Genomic DNA, 22,705 nt, shown 5'->3' on the forward strand with positions numbered 1-22,705 from the left:
CGGGATCCCGCACCTCCCCGGCCTCCTCCCGGAACGGGAGGACCCGCGGCTCGTCGGCGAGGACGGCCGGGACGCCGAGCAGGACGAGGCCCGCCACGCGGTCCGGCCGGCGGCCCGCGACGATACGGGCCTGCATCCCGTCGCTCGCCCCGCCGACCGGCACCGCTCGCTCGATGCCCACGCCGTGCAGGAACGCGACCGGGTCCTCGGCGAAGTCCTCCGGCGGGTGGCCGCCGGGCGGCTTGTCGGCGTCGCCGTGGCCGCGCCGGGTGGGGGCGTACGCGTGCAGGCCCGGAGGCAGGCGGCGCGGCAGCGGTTCGGACGTCCACCAGGAGTCCGGGTAGCCGTGCACCGGGACGAGCGGTGTGCCTCCGGGGCGTCCGGCCTCCGCGTACGGAGGCGCGGGCCCGGCCCGGGCCCCTCCGGTCCCGGGACGGGCCCGCCGCACGCTCCCGGCCGCTTCCGCGTCAGAGGCCGGGGCCCCCGTCGTGGACGTGGCGGCGCAGGCCGTCGAGGGAGACGTCCTCCAGGCTGTCCGCGAAGGTCCTGCCGGGGCCCGCCGGCACCGGCAGGAGGGAGGGGACGACCAGGACGGCGCAGCCGGCGGCGACGGCCGAGGCCGCTCCGTCCGGCGAGTCCTCGACGGCCACGCACGCCGCCGCCGGGACGCCGAGCCGCCGGGCGGCCGTCCGGTAGGGGTCGGGGTGCGGCTTGGTGCGTGCGGTGTCGTCGGCGGAGAGCGTGAGGGCGAAGGGGACGTGCGCGAGGGCGCCGCCGACGACCGAGTCGACCACCGACCGGGGCGAGGCGCTGACGAGCGCGAACGGCATTCCCGCCCGCTCCAGTTCGGCCAGGAGGCGGTCCGCTCCCGGGCGCATCGGCGCGCCCTCGTCGACGCGCCGCTGGAAGGCGGTGGTCAGCGCCGTCGCGACGCCGTCCGGGTCGCGGGTGCCGGTGGCCCGCACGAGGTGGGCGGCGGTGTCCTCGACGGCGCGCCCGACGACTTCGGGTGCGTCGGCCCGCGTGAGCCGGTGTCCGAGCCGGGCGGCGACCTCCTCCGTGGCCTCCCACCAGAGGACCTCGGTGTCGACGAGGGTGCCGTCCATGTCGAAGAGGACGGCGGCGAGCGCGGTCACCGCTCCGCCTTCGGGACGACGAGCGCGGGGTGCGGGGCGAGGCCGACGGTGGCGCGGATCCCCGGGGTCAGTCCGCCCGCGTCGCGCGACGGCAGGTCGGCCTTGACCGTCGTGCCGCGGTGGTCGAGGTGGACGCGGGTGACGGATCCGAAGAAGGAGGTGGAGACGACCACGGCCTCGCCGTCGGGGTCGGCGGTCACGGTGACGTTCTCGGGGCGGACGAGCACCTCGACGTCGCGGGTGCCGGGGGCGTCGCCGTCGACGGGGAGCCGGCTGCCCGCCGCCTCCACGAGTCCGGCGTCGGTGAGGCGGCCCGGCAGGCGGTTCATGGTGCCGACGAACTCGGCGACGAAGGCGGTCGCCGGCCGGCGGTAGAGCTCGGCCGGGGCCGCGCACTGCTCCAGCTTCCCGGCGTTGAGGACGGCGACGCGGTCCGCCATGGACAGCGCCTCCTCCTGGTCGTGGGTGACGAACACGGTGGTGATGCCGAGGGAGATCTGGAGCCGCCGGATCTCCTCGCGCAGGCTGAGCCGGACCTTGGCGTCGAGGGCGGAGAGGGGTTCGTCCAGGAGCAGGACGCGGGGGCGCAGGGCGAGGGCCCGGGCCAGGGCGACGCGCTGCTGCTGGCCGCCGGACATCTGGTGCGGGTAGCGGTCGCCGTGCTCGGGCAGGCCGACCAGGTCGAGGAGTTCGGCGGCGCGGGCGTGGCGCTCGGCCGTCCCGGCCTTGCGGACGCGGAGGCCGAAGGCGACGTTGTCGCGGGCGGTGAGGTTGGGGAAGAGGCTGTACGACTGGAAGACCATGCCGGCGTCGCGGCGGTTGGCCGGGACGTGGGTGATGTCCGTCCCGTCCACGAGGACCTCGCCGGAGTCGGGGCGCTCGAAGCCGGCGAGGACCCGCAGCGCGGTGGTCTTGCCGCAGCCCGAGGGGCCGAGGAGCGCGAGGAGTTCGCCCGGTTCGACGGTCAGGTCGAGGCCGTCGAGGGCGACGGTGGTGCCGAACGCGCGGCGCAGGCCGCGGAATTCGACGCGGGCCCCGGTGGCGGCGGTGGACTCCGTCCGTTCCGCTGTGGCAGAGGTCATGGGTCAGGACTCCTTGCGGGAGGTGCGGGGGGCGCCGGCCGGGGCCGTCCCGGCCCGGGACAGGACGAGGAGCAGCAGCCAGGTGATGAGGAGGCTCAGGAGGGAGACGGCCACCGACACGCGGGCCTGGGCGCCGGAGATGGAGACGATCCAGACGGCGAACGGCCGGAAGCCGAGGACGGAGGCGGTGGTGAACTCGCCGAGGACGAGCGCCAGGGTGAGGAACGCGGCGCCGGCGAGCGAGGAGCGCAGGTTGGGCAGGACCACCCGGAGCATGACGTACGGCCAGGACGCCCCGCAGTTGCGGGCGGCCTCGACGAGCGTGGGGACGTCGACGGCGCGCAGTCCCGCGTCGAGGGAGCGGTGCACGAACGGCAGGGCCATGACGGTGTAGGCGAGGACCAGGACGAAGGGGAAGTCCTCGTTCTGGACCGCGAGGAACGTCTGGTAGAGCGGGGTCCGCGAGAGGTGGTCGGGGCCCCAGCGCAGTACGGTGCTGATCCCGGTGACGAGTGCGATGGGCGGCACCACGAGCGGCAGCGTGCACAGCACCTCGACGACCGGCCGCAGGCGCGGTGCGCCGAGCCGGACGGCCACCAGGGCGGGCACCGCGAGCAGCAGGGCGAGCGCGACGGTGGCGGCGGCGAGGCCGAGGGAGAGCAGCAGGCTCTCGGTGAAGCCGTCGGCGGAGAGCAGCGCGGTGTACGCCTCGAAGGAGACGCCCTGGCCCGGGGTGTGCACGGTGAACACGAACGAGGCGACGAGCGGGACGAGGAAGTAGGCGCCGCCGAGGCCGAGGACGAGGCCGCGCCACGGGCGGGGGCGGCGCCGGATCCGTACGGGAGCGGTGGCCCGGTCCGCCGTCCGCGCCCCGGGCTCCGGGGTGACGTCCGGGGCGGTGGGGGTCATCGCAGCCATCGGGCGCTCCTGCGCTGGAGGGGGAGGTGGACCGCCATGACCAGGCCGGCGATCAGGATCATGTCGAGGCCGAGGGCGAGCGCCACGTTCTCCTGGCCGACCAGGACGTTGCCGGAGAGCGCGTCCGCGATCTTGAGGGTGACGAGCGGTACGGAGCCGCCGACGAGCGCCGCGGCGGTGGCGTGGGCGGCGAAGGCGCTGCCGAAGAGCAGCACGAACCCGCCGAGCAGCGAGGGCGCGAGGACCGGGAGGCCGACGTGGCGCCAGTACTGCCATCCGCCGGCGCCCGCGTTCCGCGCGGCCTCGCGCCACTGGGGGCGCAGGCCGTCGAGGGCGGGCAGGATCACCAGGACCATGAGGGGGATGAGGAAGTACAGGTAGACGACGGCGAGGCCGCCGAAGGAGTACAGGTTCCAGCCGAGGTCGGTCAGGTCGGCGAGCCGGGTGACGACTCCGGAGATGCCGACGGTCGCGATGAACGCGAACGCGAGGGGGACGCCGCCGAAGTTGGCGAGGACCCCGGAGGCGGTGAGGACGGCGCCGCGCAGGATCCGGGACCGGGAGGTGACGACGGCCTGGGCGATGAGGACGCCGAGGACCGAGCCGATCAGGGCGGTGAGCGCGGAGAGCCGCAGGCTGCCGAGGAGCGAGCCGAGGTAGGGGCCCTGGAGGGAACGGCCCAGGTGTTCGCCGGTGAGGGCGGTGGCACCGGTGGCGGGATCGGTGCGGGTCACGGCGCCGTACAGGAGGGCGCCGAGGGGCAGTCCGAAGGCGAGGGCCGTGAAGGCGATCAGGGGGAGGGCGGCGAGCCAGGTGCGCGGGCCGCGCCGCCGGCGGCCGGTGCCGCCGGCGGTTCCCGTGGTGGGGGTGGCGGAGGACATCAGGAGAGGGCCTTGTCCCACTTCTCGGCGAGGGTGGCCTTGGCCCTGTCGAGTTCGGCGGCGGCCGGGAAGGCGGGGGTGCCGGAGACCTCGGGCAGCTCGGCCGTGAGGGTCTTGTCGGCGCTGCCGTCGGCGGTCATGACCGGCAGCAGGACGGGCCGGGCGTGTCCCTTGAGCCAGAGGTTCTGGCCCTCGGTGCTGTAGAGGAACTCCATCCAGAGGCGGGCGGCGGCGGGGTGCGGGGCGTCCTTGCTGACGGCCTGGGAGTAGAACTGCGCGTAGACGCCGTCGGCCGGGACGGCGACCTGCCAGTCGACGCCCTTGCCCTCGAACTGGTCGGCGTAGCCGGCGTTGAGGTAGTCCCAGTCGATGCTGATGGGCGTCTCGCCCTTCTCGACCGTGGCCGGGGTGGACTCGACGGGGATGAAGTTGCCGCTCTTCTTCAGGGTGCCGAAGAAGTCGATGCCGGGCTGGATGTCCGCGAAGGAGCCCTTGTTGGCGAGGGCGGCCGCGTACACGCCGCCGAAGGCGGAGCCGGACTTGGTCGGGTTGCCGTTGAGCGCGACCTTGCCCTTGTACTCGGGCTTGAGGAGGTCGGCGAAGGTCTTCGGGCAGTTCGGGATGCGCTTGGCGTCGCAGCCGATGGAGACGTAGCCGCCGTAGTCGTTGTACCAGCGGCCGTCCGCGTCCTTCTGGGCGGCGGGGATCTTGTCCCAGGCCTCGACCTCGTACGGGGCGAAGAGACCCTCTTCGGCGCCGCTGCGGGCGAACGCGATGCCGAGGTCGAGGACGTCGGGCGCGCGCTTCTGGCCCTTGCGGGACTTGACGGCGGCGATCTCGTCGGCGCTGGAGGCGTCCGGGTTCTCGCTCTCGACCTCGATCCCGTACTTCGTCTCGAACGTCTTGATCAGCTCGCCGTAGTTGGCCCAGTCCGGCGGCAGGGCGATGACGTGCAGCGCGCCCTCCTGCTTCGCCGCCTCGACGAGGGCGTCCATGCCGCCGAAGTCCTCGGCCGACTTCGCGGTGGCCGACTTCGCGCCCTCGGCGCCGGTCGTGCCCTCGGGAGCGGCACCGCAGGCGGTGACGGTGGTCAGGACGACGGCGCCGAGCAGGACTGCGGCGCCGCGGACGGGGGTTCTGCGCACGGGTTCTCCCAGAAGCGAGTGAAGGAACTTGTCTGAACAAGCCGCCCCCAGTTCGCCCGCGCCTCCTGTCCGGAAAATGAACGGCACATGGCCGGATCCGGACGCCTCCCGGAAGAGCCGGTTGTGGCGAACCACGGGCGACGTGCCTGGACTTGAGGCGGGCCGAGCGGGGCGCCGGACGTCGGATCGTCGGGTTAGGGTGGACGGGGGACGGCGCACACCGTGACGTGGTGTGCGCAGCCGAACGCGAGATGGGGGCATGGTGACGGCGCTCTACGTGGAGATCGCGGAGGAACTCCGCCGCTCGATCCTCAGTGGCGAACATCCCGTCGGGGCCCGCCTGCCGTCCGAGAGCGACCTCGCCGCCCGCTGGTCCGCGTCGCGCGGCACGGTGCGCCAGGCCGTCGCCCTGCTCACCTCGGAAGGGATCATCGGCTCCCGCCAGGGAGCCCGCCGCATCGTGCTCCGCAGGGAACGCCGGCACAGCTTCGCCGAGCTCCACAGCTTCGCCCAGTGGGCACGGGCCATGGGCTACCGGTCGGCGAGCCGCTTCCTCCACCGCGAGCGCCGCCGGGCCACGTCCGAGGAGGCGCGCCGGCTCGCCCTGCCGCAGGGAGCGACGGTCCTGGACGTCCTGCGCCTGCGCTGCCTGGACGACGAACCGGTGATGCTGGAGCGCACGGCGTACGCGGAGTGGGTCGCGCCCACCGTCGAGTCCCTGCCCGTCGACTGCGCCTCGATCATGGACAGCATGGCCGAGGACGCGGGCATCGTCGCGCACTACGGCGAGCACCTCATCGACGCCGTCCCCGCCGGGAGCGACGACGCCCGTCTGCTCCGCGTCCGCCGGGGCAGCCCGCTCCTGCGCCAGCGCCATCTGACGAGCAACCAGGACGGCCGCCCCATCGAATGGACGGAGGACCGCTACCGCGCGGGAAGCGTCACCTTCAACGTGAGCAACTCGGTGGGCACGGCCCCGCTGGTCCGGGATCCGGGTTCCCTGCTGACGTGATCTCCAACCACGTTCTTCGACAGGGAATCTGACGCCCGCTCACCCCTTCGCACGTACACTGGCGGGCATGGCATGCCGCATCACCGAACTGATCCTCGACTGCGCCGACCCCGAGCGGCTCGCCGCGTTCTGGAGCGAGGTCCTCGGATATGTCGAGATCGGCCGGGAGGACGACGGGAGCATCCAGATCGGGCCGCCCGGCGCCGTCCTGGGCGATCCTCGACCGACGCTCCTCCTCAGCCCCAGCAGCGACCCCCGGAGGGGGAAGCTCCCCCTGCACATCGACGTCAACCCCACCGACCGCGACCAGGACGCGGAGTGGGAGCGGCTGCTCGCCCTCGGCGCCCGGCCCGCCGACGTCGGCCAGGGCGACGGCGTGAGCTGGCACGTGCTGGCCGACCCGGAGGGCAACGAGTTCTGTCTCCTGCGGACCCGGATCCAGCCCCTCTGAGCGTCTCCCCCTCGCGGCGGCTCCGAACTCCCACCCGGCCGGCGGACACGCGGCCTGGGCCGAAACACAGCCCGGAAAGTATGATCAAGCGATGTCTGACATGACTGAGACCACGCCCGGCTGGCTGACCACCGACGAACTGGACACCGCCAGGGCCCGGATGCCGATCCTCTACGTCGAGGCCGTCCCCGTCCGCGTGGACGACAGCGGTGAGGTCACCAGCATCGGTCTGCTCCTGCGGATCGGCGCGGAGGGAACGATCAGCCGCACCCTGGTGTCCGGCCGCGTCATGCACCACGAGCGGGTCCGGGACGCACTGCTGCGCCACCTGGAGAAGGACCTCGGACCCGTGGCCCTGCCCCGCGTCCCGGCCTCCTTGCAGCCCTTCACGGTCGCGGAGTACTTCCCCACGGCCGGCGTCACGCCCTACCACGACCCGCGCCAGCACGCCGTCTCCCTCGCCTACATCGTCCCGGTGGCCGGCGACTGCCGCCCCCGGCAGGACGCCCTCGACCTGGTCTGGTTCAGCCCCCAGGAAGCCGCCTCCGCGGCCGTGCAGAACGAGATGCCCGGCGGTCAGGGGACGCTCCTGAGGCAGGCCCTCGCACACGTCGGACACACGTACTGAACTCCCTTCCCCGCGGAGCCGCCCGCCCGGCCGCCCGGCCGCAGTTGACCTTGACACGGTGACAAGGCCTTCACTGCGGCCCAGGAGGTGGTCCCGATGACCATGGCGAACGACGACACGAGGACGACGCGGGCTCTGCGGGGGCTCGGGAGCGACAACCCCTCGGTCCGGCTGCGGGCCGCACTGGCGGTGGGCACGGCACCGGACCCGCGGTGCGTCGACGAGCTCGTCGGGCGGTGCGCGGTCGAGCCGGACTTCCAGGTCCGCGAGATGCTCACGTGGGCGCTCACCCGCCACCCGTCGGCGCTGACGCTCCCCCGGCTCCTCGACGCGCTCCGCTCGGAGCGGGCCCAGGCCCGCGGCCAGGCCCTGCACACCCTGTCCAAGATCGGCGACGGGCGGGCCTGGCCGGCGATCACGCGGGAGCTCCTGACCGACGCCGACGACGACGTGGCCCGGAGCGCCTGGCGGACGGCGGTCGTCCTCGTGCCCGAAGGCGAGGAGTCCGAACTGGCCGAAGTGCTGGCGACCCAGCTCGGGCGGGGCGGACGTGAGACGTGGTTGAGCCTCAGCCGGGCGCTGATCGCGCTCGGCGGGGCGATGACGCCGGTCCTGCGCACCGCGCTGTCGGATCCCCGCCCCCCTGTGCGCCGGCACGCGATCGCCACGGAGAGGCTGTCGCACGACCCGGAGGCCGGCTTCGACTTCGCGATCGAGGAGGCGAAGCGGATCGTGGCCCTCGGCGCGGCCGGGCGGGAAGAGTGACGACGGACGGACCGGCCGGAAGAAGTGACGGACGGACCGGCCGGGAAGAGTCGTGGACGGACGGACCGGCCGGAAGAAGCGACGGACGGACCGGCCGGAGGAGTGGCGGACGGACCGACGGGAGGAGGGACGGACGGTGTTGATCGGCGAGGTGGCCCGCCGCTCCGGGGTCAGCGCCCGCATGCTCAGGCACTACGAATCGCTCGGCCTGGTACGGCCGACGGACCGTACCGGCGGCGGCTACCGGGAGTACGCCGACGAGGACATCCGGCGCATCTTCCACATCGAGAGCCTGCGGTCCCTCGGGCTGTCGCTCCGCGAGGTCGGGCGCGCGCTCGACGACCCCGGCTTCGCGCCCTCGGAGCTCGTCGAGGACCTCGTCCGGCAGACGCGCGAACGCATCGCGGCCGAGACCGAGCTGCTCACGCGGCTGCGCCGGATCGGCTCCGCGGAACCCGCCGACTGGCACGACGTCCTGCGGACCGTCGCCCTCCTCCAGGCGCTGACGTCACCGAGCCCGGAGACGCGGCAGCGCGCCGCCCTGTCCTCGGCCGACGAGGCTCCGGTGCCGGTGGAGGCGCTCGTCGAGGCGGCACTGGGCGAGACGGACCCGAGCGTGGCCGGAGCCCTCCGCTGGGCGCTGGCGCGCTCGGGCGAGAGCGCGCTGCCGCTGCTCGCGCGGGGCCTCGGGTCACCACTGGCCGAGGTGCGCGACCGTGCCGTCCGGGCCGTCGCGGAGATCCCGGGCGACGGGGCGACCGCACTGCTGCGGGAGGCCCTCGGAGACGCAGCCCTCCCGGTCCGTGGGCACGCGGCCCTGGAGCTGGGGGTCCGGGGCGCGCCCGAGGCGGTCCCGACGCTCATCGACATGGTCGTCGGGGAGGTGAACGACGTCGACGCGGCCGACGCGCTGAGCGCGCTGGCGAGCCGTCCCGCGCTCGCGGACCGCATCACCGGCCTGCTCGTCGACCGCCTCGCCCACGGCACCACGGAACCGTCCGCGCGCCGACGCCTGGCCCAGGCCCTCGCGGACATCCCGGGGCCCGCGGCGTCACGCGCCCTCGCGGACCTGTCCCGCGACGGGGACCGCGCCGTCGCGCTGACCGCCGCGTACGTCCTCGGGAGGCGCGGGGCGCTCTGACGGGTCCGTCCGGGCGGTCACGGGCGGTCGTAGCGGCGGATGCGGTAGCGCAGGCCCGTCGTGGAGTCCCGCCAGCCGGAGTCCTCCGAGAGCCGCCAGTCGGGATCGAGGGAGGGGGCGTAGGTGTCGCCGGCGACCGTGGTGTCGACCTCCGTCACCGAGAGCGTCCTGGCGTGGGGCAGGGTGGCACGGTAGATCTCGCCACCGCCCATCACCCAGGCGAGCGCCCCGCCGGCCGGCTCCGGCGGCCCGGCCGCCAGCTCCAGCGCCGTCTCGACGGACCCGGCGCGCTCCGCGCCCTCGGCCGTCCACCGCTCGTCGCGGGTCACCACGATGTTGCGGCGGCCGACCAGGGGGCGGAAGCGCGCGGGCAGCGAGTCCCAGGTCTTGCGGCCCATGATCACGGGGCGGCCGAGGGTGGTCGCCTTGAAGTGCGCCATGTCCTCGGGGAGGCGCCACGGGATCGCGTTGTCCGCGCCGATCACGCCGTCGGTGGTCTGCGCCCAGATGAGCCCGATGTTCACACCCGTGCTCATACGGCGACCGGGGCCTTGATCGCCGGGTGGTGCCGGTAGTGCAGCACCTCCACGTCGGAGTAGGCGTAGTCGAACAGCGAGTCGGCCTTGTGCAGCTTCAGCTCGGGGAAGTCGTACGGGGTGCGGGCGAGCTGCTCGGTCACCTGCTCCACGTGGTTGTCGTAGATGTGGCAGTCGCCGCCCGTCCAGATGAAGTCGCCCGGCTCCAGGCCGGTCTGCTGCGCCACCATGTGGGTGAGCAGGGCGTAGCTGGCGATGTTGAACGGGACGCCGAGGAACAGGTCCGCGCTGCGCTGGTACAGCTGGCAGGAGAGCCTGCCGTCGGCGACGTAGAACTGGAAGAAGGCGTGGCACGGGGCGAGCGCCATGCGGTCCAGTTCGGCGACGTTCCAGGCGGACACGATCATCCGGCGGGAGTCCGGGTCGCGGCGCAGGGTGTCGAGGACCTGGCTGATCTGGTCGACGTGCCGGCCGTCCGGCGTGGGCCAGGAGCGCCACTGCACGCCGTAGACGGGGCCGAGCTCGCCCTCGTCGTCGGCCCACTCGTCCCAGATGGTGACGCCGTTCTCCCGCAGCCAGCCGACGTTGGAGTCGCCGCGGAGGAACCACAGCAGCTCGTACACGATGGACTTGAGGTGCACCTTCTTGGTGGTGACGAGCGGAAAGCCCTGCGAGAGGTCGTAGCGGAGCTGGTGTCCGAAGACGCTCCGGGTGCCTGTGCCCGTCCGGTCGGCCTTGGCCGTTCCCGAGGTGAGCACCATTTTCAACAAGTCTTCGTACTGGGTATCCGCCACGGTCGCCGAGTCTACCGCCGGTCGCGGAGGGGCGGTCGCCCGGGCGACGGCGACGGTCACGGTGCGGCGGGGCCCGGCGGTGACGCGGCAGGGGGCAGGGGCACGCCCCGGCGCCGGGAACGGCACCGCTGGTCCGGCACGCCCCCTCCGAACGATGATCGACCGTCCGGGCACGGGATCCGGGCCGCGCGCCGTCGGGCCGTCGCACCGAGGGCGGCACCGCGCGACAGACGCTCACGGAGGTCTTTGAATGAAGACATGAGCACCGTTAGATGGCTTGCCGCGGCAGGACTGGCGGCGGCGCTTGTCGGGGCTGCGGCGCCCGGCCCCACGCCGTCTCCCACTCCGCCCCCCTCGCCGCCTCCTGCCCAGCCCCCGCCCCGGCTCGACGACGCCGACGTGAAGCGCGCCGTCGACCGGCTCGACGGAGTCGTCGAGGACGCCATGAAACGCACCGGCGTGCCGGGGGTCGCCGTCGGCGTCGTCCACGACGGCAAGGTGATCCATCTGAAGGGGTACGGCGTGCGGAAGGTCGGGGAGAGCTCCGCCGTCGACGCCGACACCGTGTTCCAACTGGCCTCCGTGTCGAAGCCGGTCGCCTCCACCGTCATGGCCGGGGCCCTGGGAGTCGACGGCTGGGCCGAGCCGGTCGCCCCGAACCTGCCGGACTTCAAGCTCAGGGACCCGTGGGTCACTTCCCACGTGACGTCCGCCGACCTGTTCGCGCACCGCAGCGGTCTCCCCGACCACGCGGGCGACCTGCTCGAGGACCTCGGCTACGACCGCGCGTACATCCTGTCCCATCTGCGGTACGAGCCCCTCACCCCCTTCCGCGCGAGCTACGCGTACACCAACTTCGGCCTCACGGCCGCCGCTCAGGCGGTCGCCGAGCGGAAGGGCGTGTCCTGGGAGAAGCTCTCCGCCGACACGCTCTACAAGCCGGCCGGCATGAACTCCACCAGTTCCCGCTTCGCCGACTTCGCGAAGGCCACCGACCGGGCCTGGGGGCACGCCAAGGTCGACGGCGCCTGGAAGGCCGAGTTCGTACGGAACCCGGACGCCCAGTCCCCCGCCGGCGGGGTCAGCTCCAGTGCCCATGACATGACCACGTGGCTGAAGCTCCAACTGGGCAACGGCAAGCTCGACGGCAAGCAGATCATCGCCGCCGACGCACTGGAGCGCACCCACTGGCCCGAGTCGGTCGCGAGCCCCCCGCACGCCCCGGCCGGCCGGACCGGTTTCTACGGCCTGGGCTGGAACGTGAGTTACGACGACGAGGGCCGGCTCAGGCTCTCGCACACGGGAGGGTTCGAACTGGGCGCGCACACCAACGTGACGATGCTGCCCGGCGAGCAGCTCGGCATCGTCGTCCTCACCAACGCCTCACCGGTCGGCGTCGCCGACGCCGTCGCCCTCGACTTCTTCGACATCGCGCAGACCGGCAAGGTCAGCCGCGACTGGATTCCCCTCGTGGACGCGGTGTACCAGCAGCAGACGGACGCGCTCCGGTCGAAGACCGACTACGCCCACCCGCCGTCCGGCGCGGCGCCCGCGAAGGCCGCCGACACGTACGCGGGCACGTTCGGGAACCCGTACTACGGGCGTGCGAAGGTCGTCGCCGCCGCGGACGGCACCCTGACGCTCCAACTGGGGCCGAAGCCCCAGTCGTACCGGCTCACGCACTACGACGGCGACACCTTCAGCTTCCCGACGGCCGGCGAGAACGCCGTGGGCCCCACCGGAGTCACCTTCACCCCGGACGGGAAGTCCTTCACCGTCGAGTACCTGAACCACGAGGGCCTGGGCAGGTTCACGCGGACCGGCGGTTCGTGAAGCGCGCAAGGAGTACGTTGACGCACCCGTCTTCCCCTGCCTGAGGTGCGGGCGTGTCCGTGAACCACAGCGCGTCCGACGAGGACCTCCGCCGCGTGGCCTCCGGGCTCGTGGCCCGCCTCCCCGCGCCGGTCCGGGCCGTCGAGCGGCGGGGGGACCCGGACGACACCCGTCCCGAGCCCGCCGAGCCGTCCGGGGCACGGCTCGCGCTGCTGCGCCACGGGCGCGATGGTCGCCGGCGTGGCGGTCCTGCCGCTCTTCGGCCGGTACGGGGCACGGGTCGCCCCGCCGCTGCTGCCGATGCGGCTGTTCCGCGACCGTGCGCTGCAGGTCATGCGGGCCGCGGCCGGCCGCGCGGGACCGTCCGGCCCGGTCCACGGCCCGCCGCCGTCTCCAGCAGCGTCCGACGTGCCGTCAGCAGGGGGCCGGAGAGTGGCGGAACCCCACGCTCCGGGTGGTGGCGTCGGTCCAGGGCGTACCGGAACAGCGCGCCCTGCCACGGTTCGGCCGGATCCGGGGAGGCGTGCACCAGGTCGAGCACGTCGCCGAAGCGGAAGCCGTGGGCGGCGGTGTCGTACGAAGCTCCCGCGCCCACCGGGATCCGGAAAGGCGGCGGCATCACGTGGACGCGAAGGAAGCAGCCGCGGCCGAGCGCGCCGGAGGCGCGGTCGCGGGCCGACGCACGCCGCACGTCGGCCCGCGCACCGGCGGTTGCCGTCACGCCGCCGATCGCCGCGCGCCGCTCCCCGGCGGGCGGCGCAGGGCGAGGGCCAGGAGAACCGCCGCGTACCCGCTCAGGACGCCGATCCCGGCCCACCAGGGAAGCGGGAAGTAGCCGGTGGAGGGCGCGTAGTGGGCGACCACCTGCGGATACGCGACGAGCGTCTGCCGGGTGGCGAAGCCGGCGGCCGGGGTGACGCGCAGCAGCCACCGTGCCGGGCCGTCGGCGAGCAGCGGGACGGAGGTCACCACGTACGGGAGCACGATCGTCAGGACGGCGACGGGGATCGCGGCCCGGGCGCGTCGCAACAGGGCCCCGAGAGCGAGGGCGAGGACGGCGGCGAGGGCGAGCGCGGCGGCCGTGCCGACGACGACGCGGACCCCGGTGAGGGCGGACGCCCCGACGACGGGGACGCCGTTCGCCCTCAGGATCGCCGTGCCGGCGGGCATCACGACGCCGACGGCGAGGAGGCCGGTGACGAACGTGACGGCGGCGACGACCATCGCCTTCGCCGCGAGTTCCGCGCGGGTGACCGGCGCGCCCCCGGTGGCTTCGCGACGGTACGCGGTGGTGGCGAGCCGCACCGCGACCACGAGCACGACGAGCAGCGCGAGGGCCAGGCCGCCGAGGGTGTGCTCGGCCGGCCGGGCGCCGTCCTCGGTGCCCGACGGCCCGATGTCGCCGGACCCGGTGACGGTGATCGTGCCGTTCTCCTCCACCGCGCCGGACGCCTGGTGGTGCTTCTCCCAGTCGGTCCGGTTCGCCTCCCCGACGGTGTCGCTCCGCCAGCTCCCGGCCGGGTCCGTGCCCTTGAGGCCGACGTGGTCGAAGACGCCGCCGGCCTGGGTCCAGCGCACCTGTTCCGTGGCTCCGCCGAGGCCGACGGGCCGGAGGGTCAGATCTCCGGGAGAGGTGGCGAACAGGCCGACCCGCACGGTCTCGGGGAGGCCCGGCAGCCGTGCCGTGCCGACCTTCGTCCACCGCTCGCCGTCGGCGGACTCGTGGCCGGTGACGGTGTCGCCCGAGCGGGTCAGCCGCAGCCAGCGGGGGGAGCCGGCCGAAACCCCGTCGGCGCTGCCCGCGATGTCGTGGCGGTAGTCGTACTGCATGCGCACGCCGTGGCCGCCGGTGGCCATCAGCGCCGCGTACGGGGATCCCGGGCGGGCGCCGTCCTTGATGATGATCCCGGCCTTCGCCCAGGGCACGAGGCCCGGGACGATCCGGTCGTGGTGCGGCGGCGGGTACGTGATCGTGCCCGCCATGGACGTCAGCCGGACCGTGATGCCGCCGTTGCGGCCCAGGTCCCGGTGCAGGAAGGAGAACTGGTCGTGGACGGGGGAGCCGTCGGGGCCGGTCGGGGCGGCGGGGCACGGGCCGTCGCAGGACGCGCGGTCGCCGAAGGAGTGGAGCAGGCCGAGGGTGATGACGGCCAGGGCGGCGGTCACCATGGCGATCAGCCGGCCCGGGCGGCGGAAGGCGGTCCACTCCCGGCGTACCGCGTGGAGGATGTCGTCGGTCGAAGGCATGACCACGGTTCTACGGATGCCGGCATGACGTGGCCCGAACGGCGCCTGTCACCCCGCTGTTAGGTGGGGCGGGGGATGCTGGGTCCGGCCGGGGACGGACGGGAAGAGGAGCACGGGCATGCTGCGGGGCGGAACTGTCGTACGGCGCTTCACGGTCTTGTACGCCTCGGGGTTCCTCGGATCCGGGATCGTGCTGCTCGCCCTGACCCGTCTGATGTCCGGCGTCCGGCTGTCCGCGCCCACGCCCCCGTCCACGGGCGTCCCGGGCGATCCGTCCGGTCTCGCCGCCGCCCGGGAGGAGATCCGGGACCTGCGGACGCGGCTCGCGGACGTGCACGGGCAGCAGGAGCACCGGTGGGTCGTCGCCTCGCTCGTCGCCCTGGTGGTGATGGCGGGCCTCTCGCTCCTGCTCGGGCGCCTCCTGGCCGGCCGGGTCCTGCGTCCGCTGCGGCTCATCACCGCGACGACGCGGCGGATCTCCGCGGAGAACCTCCACGAGAGGCTCGCGGTGACCGGCCCGGCCGACGAGGTGAAGGAGCTCGCCGACACGGTCGACGGCCTCCTCGAACGTCTTGAGGCGTCGTTCGTCGCGCAGCGGCGCTTCGTCGGCAACGCCTCGCACGAACTGCGGACGCCGCTGGCGACGATGCGGGCGTCGCTGGACGTGGCCGTCGCCAAGCCGGAGCCCGCCGCGCAGACCCTCGCGCTCGCCGACCGCCTCCGGGCCGAACTGGACCGCGTGGACCAGCTGCTCGACGGCTTCCTCCTCCTCGCCCGTGCCGAGCACGGCGCCTCCGCCGACCGGACGCTCCTGTCGCTGGGCGAGCTGGCGCGGGAGGCACTGGGCGCCCGGGGACCCGGCGTCGCCGCGAAGGACCTGGACCTCCGTCTCGAGGTCCGCACGGCGGTCCGGACGCGGGGCAGCGCGGCGCTCCTGTCCCGGCTGGTGCAGAACCTCGTCGACAACGCGATCGCGCACAACGAGGAGGGCGGCTGGATCCGGGTCGCCGTCGACGGCGACGGCTCCGAGTCCCGGCTGGTCGTCGAGACCGGCGGGCACGTCCTGGACCAGGGCGAAGTCGACCGGCTGGGAAGGCCGTTCGAGCGCCTCGGCACCGCCCGTACGGGTTCGGAGGAGAGTTCGGGCCTGGGACTTTCGATCGTGGCCGCGATCGTCGCCGCGCACGGCGGCCGCCTCGTCCTGCGGGCCCGTCCGGAGGGCGGCCTGCGCGTCGCGGTGACGCTGCCGTCGGCCGCCCCCGAGGGCGTCGCGGTGAGGGCGGGGGCGACGGCGTGAGGGTCCTGGTCGTGGAGGACGCGCGGTCGCTCGCCGAGGTCGTCGCGGAGGGGCTGCGGGACCAGGGGATGGCGGTCGACCTCGCGCACGACGGCCTGACGGCCGCGGCCAAACTGGACGTGAACGCGTACGACGTGGTGCTCCTCGACCGGGACCTGCCCGGCATCCACGGTGACGCGCTCTGCCAGATGGTCACCGGGCGGGACGACCGTCCGATGGTGCTGATGCTGACCGCGGCCGGGGAGCCCGACGACCGGGTCAGCGGTCTCGCCCTCGGGGCCGACGACTACCTCGCCAAGCCCTTCCACTTTCCCGAGCTGGTCCTGCGCGTCCGGTCCCTCGCCCGTCGCAGGCCGGTTGCCCGGGCCCGTACGCTGCGCGCCGCCGGTCTCGAACTCGACCCGGTACGCCGCACCGCCGTCCGGGAGGGCCGTCCGCTCGCCCTGTCCGTGAAGGAGTTCGCCGTCCTGGAGGCGCTCCTGCGCGCCAGTCCGGGGTTCCTGAGCGCCGAGGACCTCCTGGAGCAGGTGTGGGACGAGAACGCCGACCCGTTCACCAACACCGTGACGGTCACCGTCGGCCGGTTGCGCCGGAAGCTGGGCGGCCCACCGGTCATCACCACGACGACCGGGGTGGGCTACCGCATCGCCGACGCGCCGGGCGGTTGACCGCGGCCGGTGCGGTTCATCGGCAGCGGTACGTGAAGGTGGCCTCCGCCGTGCGGGGGGACGGGGACGTGACCACCAGGCGGGCCACGGCGTGGTGGGTGCCCCGGCCCCGGAAGGTCCACAGGAGGTGGAGGCGGGCCTCCTTCCGGCCGCGGGGCAGGGTCTCGCGCAGGGGGTCCGAGCGGGTGCCGTCGCTGCGTTCCCAGTGGTACGTGAGGGTGCCCGGGCGGCCGTCGGTGCGTACGACGCCCAGGACGTTCGCCGTGCCGTCACAGCCGAGCGTCCCTTCGGGGGCGGTGACCGCGACGGAGCGGACCTCGGCCCGGGGGCCGTACTCGCGCCGGGCGAGGAGGGCCAGGACGACGAGCAGGATCACGGCCGCGGGCGCGTACCGGAGCAGCCGGCGCGTGCGCGGTCGGCGGGGCGGCGGGGCTCCGGGAAGGGTGCCGTGCCAGATCTGGGCCGCCGTCGGGGTGTTCTCGGCGCGGCGGGCGGCGGCCGCGGTCACCCCCGGGCCGAAGCGCAGCACTTCGCCCTCGACGCGGTCGGGCGTCGGGGCCGGTGTCGGGCCCTCGAACCAGTGGCTGCCCAGTTCGGTGGCGCTGTAGTCGTCGTCGTTCATGTGATCACACACCGCCGGATGAAGACCTGCTGCAGGGAGCCGCCGTTCGCGGCGGCGGGGTCCGTGGTCGCGCGCACTCCCCAGTAGCAGCCGGGGCCCCGGACCGCGTGCGGGAGCGTCAGGGTGTACCGGCCGGCCCCTTCGCGTCGGACGGTCTCCGAGCCGTCCGGCGTTCCGGGCGTGCCCTTCTCGTCGCCGGTGAACCACTCGACGAGGAGCGTCACCGGTCCGGTTCCGTCCGTCGTGATCTCGACGGTGGCTTCCGCGTCCGTCGGCCCGACCTGGCGCAGGCTCGTGACCGATACGGCCGTGACGGAGACCGGGGGCGTCGTCGGCGGGGTGGTCGGTGGGGTCGTGGGCGGCGTGGTGGGTGGGGTCGTGGGCGGTGTCGTGGGCGGTGTCGTGGGCGGCGTGGTGGGTGGGTCCACCGGTGCCGTCGTGGTCGGCGGGGGTGCCGTGGTCGGTTCGGTCGTCGTGTCGGTCGGTGCGGGGGTTTCGGGCGTTTCCGAGGACGGGGAGGGCTCCCGGGCCGTCGGCGTCGTGCTCGGGTCCGGTGGGCGGGCGCTCGGTGACGTGTTCGTCGTCGCGACGGCCCGGGCGGCCTCCTCCCCGGTCGCCTCCTCTCCCCCGGCCCGTGCGGCGAGGGCGAGGAGCACCGCCAGGACGAGGGCCGCCGCGGCCGCGGGCAGCCCGTGGGGGAGACGTCGCCGGAGGCGCGGCGGCGGTTCGGGCAGGGTCGTCGTGGCGAGGGCCGTCGTGCCCTGGGCCGTACCGCCCGAGGAGGGGAAGAGCAGCGGAAGGAGGGCGGCGAGCGCCGCGAGCCGGCCCCGTCCTCGTTCCTCCCAGTCCGGTCCGTAGGCGGCGGTGGCGACCGACTCCAGTTCGCCGACGAACGCGTCCGCGTTCTCCGGCCGTTCGTGCGGGGCCTTGGCGAGGCCGCGGCGGATGAGCGGGCGCAGGGGTTCCGGTGCCTGCCCGTCGGGTACGGGCGCCTCCAGGTGCTGGAGGGCGAGTTCGGCGAAGTTGTCCCCCGCGAAGGGCTTGCGCCCGGTCAGGCACTCGAAGAAGGTCGCGGTCGCGGCGTAGACGTCGGCCGCGGGCGAGGCGGGGGCGCCGTTCCACTGCTCGGGGGCCATGTAGGCGGGCGTCCCGGCGATCCCCGGCCTGCTGTCCCGTCCGGCCGCGATCCCGAAGTCGACGAGTGTGGAGGAGCCGTCGGCGGCGACGAGGACGTTCTCGGGCTTGTAGTCGCGGTGGACGACGCCCGCCCGGTGCGCGGCGGCGAGTCCGAGGAGCGAGCCCTTGAGGACCGCGAGGGCGGCCTCGGGGCCGGTGGCGCCTTCCCGGGCGAGGAGGGCGCGCAGGGCGACGCCGTCCACCAGCTCCATGACGATGGCCGCTCCCCCGGGCGCCTCGACGTACTCGTAGAACCCGACGACGTGCGGGGTGTCGAGGGCGCCGAGGATCCGGGCCTCGGAGCGGAAGCCCCGGACGAACGTCCCGTCCGAACGGAGCCGCTCGCTCAGGTACTTCACCGCCACCGGCATGCCGGTCGCGTCGTGGACGGCCAGCGCCACGCGTCCGCTGCCGCCCGCTCCCAGCTCTCGGGACTCCGTGTATCCCGGGACCACCCATGCGCTCATCCCCGTCCCCTTTCGGCGCCGCAGCGGCCTTCCTCCCCAGGGACAGATTCTGGCCACGGCCGGTTCCCGGCGAAAGGGGCGAACCGAAGAAGGGCGGACGGAAGAAGAGGATGGCCCCCACGGCGCGGGGGCCATCCTCGCGGTTCTCACCGCACGATCACGGCGTCACCTTCAGGAGCTTGTTCGCCGTGCCGGAGGAGGGGTTCTTGATGGCGTCCGACGTGGCCGCCCCGGTCAGCGCGGCGGCCGTGTCGGCGGGCGTCGCCGTCGGGTGGGCCGCCAGGTAGAGCGCCGCGGCACCCGTCACGTGGGGCGTCGCCATGGACGTGCCGGAGATGGTCTTGACCCCGGTGTCGCTGTCGTTCCAGTCCGACGTGATGTCGGAGCCGGGGGCGTACAGGTCCACCACCGCACCGAAGTTGGAGAAGTCCGACTGTTCGTCGTCCTTGGTGCTGGAGGCCACGGTGAGCGCCTCGGGCACCCGGGACGGCGAGCCCTGGCCGGCGTCGGAGGACTCGTTTCCGGCCGCGACGGCGAAGGTCACGCCGGAGGCGATGGCGCGCTGGACGGCCGCGTCGAGGGCCTCGTCGGCGCCGCCGCCGAGGCTCATGTTGGCGACGGAGGGTCCGGAGTGGTTCTTCGTCACCCAGTCGATGCCGGCGACGACCTGCTCGGTGGTGCCGGACCCGTTGTCGTCGAGCACCCGTACGGCGACGATCTTGGCCTTCTTGGCGACGCCGTGGGCGGTGCCGGCGATGGTGCCCGCGACGTGGGTGCCGTGGCCGTTGCCGTCGTCGGCCGTGTCGTCGTTGTCCACGGCGTCGAAGCCGTGGGCGGCCCGGCCGCCGAAGTCCTGGTGGGTGATCCGGACGCCGGTGTCGATGACGTACGCGGTGACGCCCTCCCCTCCGCCGTCGGGGTAGGCGTACTTCTCGTCGCCGGCCGTCTCGGCCTGGTCGATCCGGTCCAGGCCCCAGGACGGGGGCTTCTCCTGCGTCTCCTTGATGGTGAAGCGCTTGTTCTGCACGACCGTGTCGACGGCGGGGTCGGCGGCGAGCCGCTTGGCCTCCTGGACGGTCAGGCCCGAGGCCGAGAAGCCGTTGACCTTCGAGCCGTAGGAGCGCTGGAGGGTGCCGCCGTACTTCTTCGCGAGCTCCGCCTTGTTCGCGGATGCGTCGAGGATGACGACGAAGCTGCCGTCGACGGCGCCGGGGGCGCCGAGCCCGTGCACGGTCCCCTCGGCCGGGGTGGCCGCCCCGGCGAGGTTGCCGGCGAGCAGCGCCGTGACGGCGGCGGCTGCCACGCCCGTGGCTATGGCCGCGTGGCGAAAGCCCTTGGATCGCTGGTGAGTTGCCATGAAAGAGGTTCTCTCCTCGTGTTGACGTGTGGGGCGTCAAACGTTCGAGAGAACCCTGTGCTGATTGGCAGGAGCAAATCAAGTGCGAACCGGGGGTACGGGGTTGTTCAACAAGGTTTCTGAATAGGCTCTCCGCATCGCCTCCACGTCGCACACGCCGCACCGCGAACTCCTCCGTGAAATGGGCACGTTCGCCGGAGGACCGGACGGGGCGGGGCCGCAGGGGAAGAAGGTCTCCGTCCACGGGGCCGGGAAGGGAGAAGACCTCCCGTCGGCGGGGCCGGGAGGGGAGCAGGTGCCCCGTCCACGGGGCCGGGAGGGAAGGAGGGCCCCCGTCAGCGGGGCCGGTCCGTGTCGAGGCGGGTGTTGAGGCGCGCGGCCCGACGGGTCAGGTGGTCGCGCTCCAGGAGGTCGGTCGCCTTCCCCGCCGCCTCGGCGTACAGCCGTGCCGCCGTCGTGAGGTCCCCGGCGCGTTCGTGGAGGTACGCCGCCACCGCCGTGTACCGGGGCAGGGAGTCGTCCAGCTCCGCGAGGGCCGCCAGGCCGGCGCGCGGTCCGTCGGCCTCGCCGACGGCGACCGCGCGGTTGAGCCGGACGACCGGGCTGTCGGTCAGGCGCGCGAGTTCGTCGTACCACTCGACGATCTGCACCCAGTCGGTCTCCTCGGCCGTGGGGGCGTCGGCGTGGAGCGCCGCGATGGCGGCCTGCGCCTGGAACTCGCCGAGGCGGTCGCGGGCGAGGGCCGACTGCAGGATCCCGACGCCCTCGGCGATCGCACCGGTGTCCCACCGGCCGCGGTCCTGCTCGGCGAGCGGCACCAGGCTGCCGTCGGGCGCGGTCCGGGCGGCGCGCCGGGCGTGGTGGAGCAGCATGAGGGCGAGGAGCCCCGCCACCTCCGGGTGGTCGATCGCGGTCGCGAGCTGCCGGGTGAGCCGGATGGCCTCGGCCGCGAGGTCGAGGTCTCCGGAGTAGCCCTCGTTGAAGACCAGGTAGAGGACGCGCAGCACGGTGGAGACGTCGCCCGGCCGGTCGAACCTTCCCCGGGGTGCCGGCCCCGTGCGCGCGGAGGGGGCACCGGGGCCCGAGACCGTGCGCTTGGCCCGGCTGATGCGCTGCGCCATGGTCGCCTCGGGCACCAGGTAGGCCTCGGCGATCTGGCGGGTGGTCAGCCCGCCGACGGCGCGCAGGGTGAGCGCGACCGCGGACGACGGCGTCAGGGACGGATGGGCGCAGAGGAAGTAGAGCCGCAGCGTGTCGTCCACCCCGGGGACGGGGCCGGGCGCCGGTTCCTCGTCGACGAGGTCCTCGCGCCGTCGCCGGGCGGTGTCGGCCCGGGTGGCGTCCAGGAACTTGCGCCAGGCCACGGTGACCAGCCAGCCCTTGGCGTCGCGCGGAGGGTCGGCCGGCCAGACGCGGACCGCCTCGACCAGCGCGTCCTGGACGGCGTCCTCGGCCGCCGCGAAGTCGGCTCCGCGGCGGACGAGGACGGCGAGGACGCCCGGGATGAGGCTGCGGAGCAGGACCTCGTCCATGGTGGCGGTCACTCCGTGATGGTGGGCGGGGCGGCCATGAGCGGGCGCAGTTCGAGCCACTCGTGGATCGGCTTCCCGCCGGCCCCGGGGGCGGCCGAGAGCTCTCCGGCGAGCTCCAGGGCACGCTCGTAGCTGTCGACGTCGATGATCATCCAGCCGGCGATGAGGTCCTTCGTCTCGGCGAAGGGGCCGTCGGTGACGGGCGGGCGCCCCTCGCCGTCGTAGCGGACCCACGTCCCCTCGGGGGCGAGCCCCTGGGCGTCGACGAACTCGCCGGTCTCCTCCAGGCGGGCCGCGAAGTCGTGCATGAACTGCACGTGGTCCGAGATCTCCTCCGGCGTCCACTTCTCCATGGGGACGTTGTTGGCCGGAGCCGGGGCGCCTCGGTAGTGCTTCAGCATCAGGTACTTGGCCATGGTGTTCTCCTCGGTCCTCGTGCGGCCCATTCTGGCCGCTCTCACCCCGGGGACGGAGCGGGGCGCGGGTTCTCGACATCCCTGCCGAACTTTTTTTCCGGGGGCGTGGGCGCGGCCCGTCAGGGCGCGGTCGTGGGCCCGCCGGGGTACCGGACGGGACCGGGGGCGTCCACGGCGAGCGGCCGGAGGCCGAGGCGGTCGTAGAACGCCCGTGCAGGGGTGTCGGCCCGCGCCGCGCAGAGGTTGCACGGCCGGGGCCCCGTACCCGCGCAGGGCCTCCGGGAGGATCCGGACGAGGGCGCGTCCGTGGCCCCGGCCCTGCCAGGCGGACAGCAGGTCGAGGGGGAGGCGGGCGGGGAAGCCGGTCGGCTCCTCCGAGGAGCACCGCGCCATCGGCCGCTCCCGCGTGGACGACGAGCGGTGGTGCGCCGCGTACGAGGCGATCGCTCCGGGGCTCGCCGCGTACCGGCGCGACGCCGTCGGGGCGTACGCCGCGGATCGGCCGGGCGGATCCGGGGGCGAGGGCCACGGACCGGCCGGGTCGGCACGGGACGAGGACGAGGACCGCGGAGCGCGGACCGGCCGGGCCGGCACGGGACGA

At 74.1% G+C, this 22,705-nt stretch carries 21 protein-coding genes and 3 pseudogenes; 9 read left to right on the forward strand and 15 right to left on the reverse strand.

Annotated elements, in window-relative coordinates:
• Positions 1-79: 79 nt before the first annotated feature.
• From IE180_RS37540 to IE180_RS20000, 6 genes and pseudogenes are all read right to left on the reverse strand, one after another.
• Positions 80-448: pseudogene (locus IE180_RS37540) on the reverse strand (alpha/beta fold hydrolase); the annotation flags it as partial.
• A gap of 19 nt (positions 449-467) precedes the next feature.
• Positions 468-1,106 carry an HAD family hydrolase gene (locus IE180_RS19980; RefSeq protein ID WP_190158290.1) on the reverse strand — a complete coding sequence of 213 codons (639 nt, stop codon included), beginning with the start codon at positions 1,104-1,106 and terminating at the stop codon, positions 468-470.
• A 26-nt stretch (positions 1,107-1,132) separates the two neighbouring features.
• Positions 1,133-2,218: an ABC transporter ATP-binding protein gene (locus IE180_RS19985; RefSeq protein ID WP_190158249.1), complete on the reverse strand. Its 1,086-nt coding sequence runs from the start codon at positions 2,216-2,218 to the stop codon at positions 1,133-1,135.
• Positions 2,219-2,221: 3 nt separating this feature from the next.
• Positions 2,222-3,136: an ABC transporter permease gene (locus tag IE180_RS19990; protein WP_190158250.1), complete on the reverse strand. Its 915-nt coding sequence runs from the start codon at positions 3,134-3,136 to the stop codon at positions 2,222-2,224.
• Complete coding sequence (locus IE180_RS19995) at positions 3,124-4,017, reverse strand: ABC transporter permease (RefSeq protein ID WP_190158251.1); 894 nt, start codon at positions 4,015-4,017, stop codon at positions 3,124-3,126. The genes IE180_RS19990 and IE180_RS19995 overlap by 13 nt, the downstream gene beginning before the upstream one ends.
• A complete protein-coding gene (locus IE180_RS20000; RefSeq protein WP_190158291.1) occupies positions 4,017-5,129 on the reverse strand; it encodes an ABC transporter substrate-binding protein in 1,113 nt (370 codons plus the stop codon). The genes IE180_RS19995 and IE180_RS20000 overlap by 1 nt, the downstream gene beginning before the upstream one ends.
• Positions 5,130-5,421: 292 nt before the next feature.
• On the opposite strand from IE180_RS20000, the gene IE180_RS20005 reads away from it, so the two are divergent.
• The 5 genes from IE180_RS20005 (at position 5,422) to IE180_RS20025 (ending at position 9,159) form a co-directional block, all read left to right on the forward strand.
• Complete coding sequence (locus tag IE180_RS20005; RefSeq protein WP_190158252.1) at positions 5,422-6,174, forward strand: GntR family transcriptional regulator; 753 nt, start codon at positions 5,422-5,424, stop codon at positions 6,172-6,174.
• Between the two features lie 67 nt (positions 6,175-6,241).
• A complete protein-coding gene (locus tag IE180_RS20010) occupies positions 6,242-6,625 on the forward strand; it encodes a VOC family protein (RefSeq protein WP_190158253.1) in 384 nt (127 codons plus the stop codon).
• 100 nt (positions 6,626-6,725) lie between these two features.
• Positions 6,726-7,253 carry an NUDIX hydrolase family protein gene (locus IE180_RS20015; RefSeq protein WP_190158292.1) on the forward strand — a complete coding sequence of 176 codons (528 nt, stop codon included), beginning with the start codon at positions 6,726-6,728 and terminating at the stop codon, positions 7,251-7,253.
• 96 nt (positions 7,254-7,349) lie between these two features.
• On the forward strand, positions 7,350-8,018 hold the full coding sequence (locus IE180_RS20020; protein WP_190158254.1) for a HEAT repeat domain-containing protein: 669 nt from the start codon (positions 7,350-7,352) through the stop codon (positions 8,016-8,018).
• A gap of 136 nt (positions 8,019-8,154) precedes the next feature.
• On the forward strand, positions 8,155-9,159 hold the full coding sequence (locus IE180_RS20025; RefSeq protein WP_190158255.1) for a HEAT repeat domain-containing protein: 1,005 nt from the start codon (positions 8,155-8,157) through the stop codon (positions 9,157-9,159).
• A gap of 17 nt (positions 9,160-9,176) precedes the next feature.
• Here the strand turns inward: IE180_RS20025 and IE180_RS20030 are convergent, their stop codons facing one another.
• Together IE180_RS20030 and IE180_RS20035 are read right to left on the reverse strand one after the other, a co-directional pair.
• Entirely contained in the window at positions 9,177-9,683 is a 507-nt protein-coding gene (locus IE180_RS20030; protein ID WP_308434424.1) for a dihydrofolate reductase, read from the reverse strand.
• Between the two features lie 8 nt (positions 9,684-9,691).
• Complete coding sequence (locus IE180_RS20035; protein WP_190158257.1) at positions 9,692-10,489, reverse strand: thymidylate synthase; 798 nt, start codon at positions 10,487-10,489, stop codon at positions 9,692-9,694.
• Positions 10,490-10,747: 258 nt separating this feature from the next.
• On the opposite strand from IE180_RS20035, the gene IE180_RS20040 reads away from it, so the two are divergent.
• Positions 10,748-12,322, forward strand: coding sequence for a serine hydrolase (locus IE180_RS20040; RefSeq protein WP_190158258.1), 1,575 nt, complete (start codon positions 10,748-10,750; stop codon positions 12,320-12,322).
• Between the two features lie 376 nt (positions 12,323-12,698).
• On the opposite strand, the pseudogene IE180_RS20045 reads toward IE180_RS20040, so the two are convergent.
• Together IE180_RS20045 and IE180_RS20050 are read right to left on the reverse strand one after the other, a co-directional pair.
• Positions 12,699-12,899, reverse strand: a pseudogene (locus IE180_RS20045) (TROVE domain-containing protein); the annotation flags it as partial.
• Between the two features lie 140 nt (positions 12,900-13,039).
• Positions 13,040-14,569 carry a DUF1349 domain-containing protein gene (locus tag IE180_RS20050; RefSeq protein WP_190158259.1) on the reverse strand — a complete coding sequence of 510 codons (1,530 nt, stop codon included), beginning with the start codon at positions 14,567-14,569 and terminating at the stop codon, positions 13,040-13,042.
• A 118-nt stretch (positions 14,570-14,687) separates the two neighbouring features.
• On the opposite strand from IE180_RS20050, the gene IE180_RS20055 reads away from it, so the two are divergent.
• Both IE180_RS20055 and IE180_RS20060 read left to right on the forward strand, forming a co-directional pair.
• Positions 14,688-15,866 carry a sensor histidine kinase gene (locus IE180_RS20055; RefSeq protein WP_190158260.1) on the forward strand — a complete coding sequence of 393 codons (1,179 nt, stop codon included), beginning with the start codon at positions 14,688-14,690 and terminating at the stop codon, positions 15,864-15,866.
• On the forward strand, positions 15,863-16,534 hold the full coding sequence (locus IE180_RS20060; RefSeq protein WP_190158261.1) for a response regulator transcription factor: 672 nt from the start codon (positions 15,863-15,865) through the stop codon (positions 16,532-16,534). The genes IE180_RS20055 and IE180_RS20060 overlap by 4 nt, the downstream gene beginning before the upstream one ends.
• Positions 16,535-16,550: 16 nt before the next feature.
• Here IE180_RS20060 and IE180_RS20065 read toward each other — a convergent pair whose 3' ends face one another.
• The 5 genes from IE180_RS20065 to IE180_RS20085 form a co-directional block, all read right to left on the reverse strand.
• Positions 16,551-17,156, reverse strand: coding sequence for a hypothetical protein (locus IE180_RS20065; RefSeq protein ID WP_190158262.1), 606 nt, complete (start codon positions 17,154-17,156; stop codon positions 16,551-16,553).
• A complete protein-coding gene (locus IE180_RS20070) occupies positions 17,153-18,799 on the reverse strand; it encodes a serine/threonine-protein kinase (protein ID WP_190158263.1) in 1,647 nt (548 codons plus the stop codon). The genes IE180_RS20065 and IE180_RS20070 overlap by 4 nt, the downstream gene beginning before the upstream one ends.
• A gap of 157 nt (positions 18,800-18,956) precedes the next feature.
• Complete coding sequence (locus IE180_RS20075) at positions 18,957-20,156, reverse strand: S8 family peptidase (RefSeq protein ID WP_190158264.1); 1,200 nt, start codon at positions 20,154-20,156, stop codon at positions 18,957-18,959.
• Positions 20,157-20,491: 335 nt separating this feature from the next.
• Positions 20,492-21,688 (reverse strand): RNA polymerase sigma factor, encoded by a 1,197-nt coding sequence (locus IE180_RS20080; RefSeq protein ID WP_190158293.1) that lies wholly within the window; start codon positions 21,686-21,688, stop codon positions 20,492-20,494.
• 8 nt (positions 21,689-21,696) lie between these two features.
• Complete coding sequence (locus IE180_RS20085; RefSeq protein ID WP_190158265.1) at positions 21,697-22,104, reverse strand: YciI family protein; 408 nt, start codon at positions 22,102-22,104, stop codon at positions 21,697-21,699.
• A gap of 406 nt (positions 22,105-22,510) precedes the next feature.
• Here IE180_RS20085 and IE180_RS37545 point away from each other — a divergent pair.
• Positions 22,511-22,705 (forward strand): annotated as a pseudogene (locus IE180_RS37545) (hypothetical protein); the annotation flags it as partial.

It is taken from the genome of Streptomyces litmocidini, from assembly GCF_014649755.1.
Classification (GTDB): domain Bacteria; phylum Actinomycetota; class Actinomycetes; order Streptomycetales; family Streptomycetaceae; genus Streptomyces; species Streptomyces litmocidini.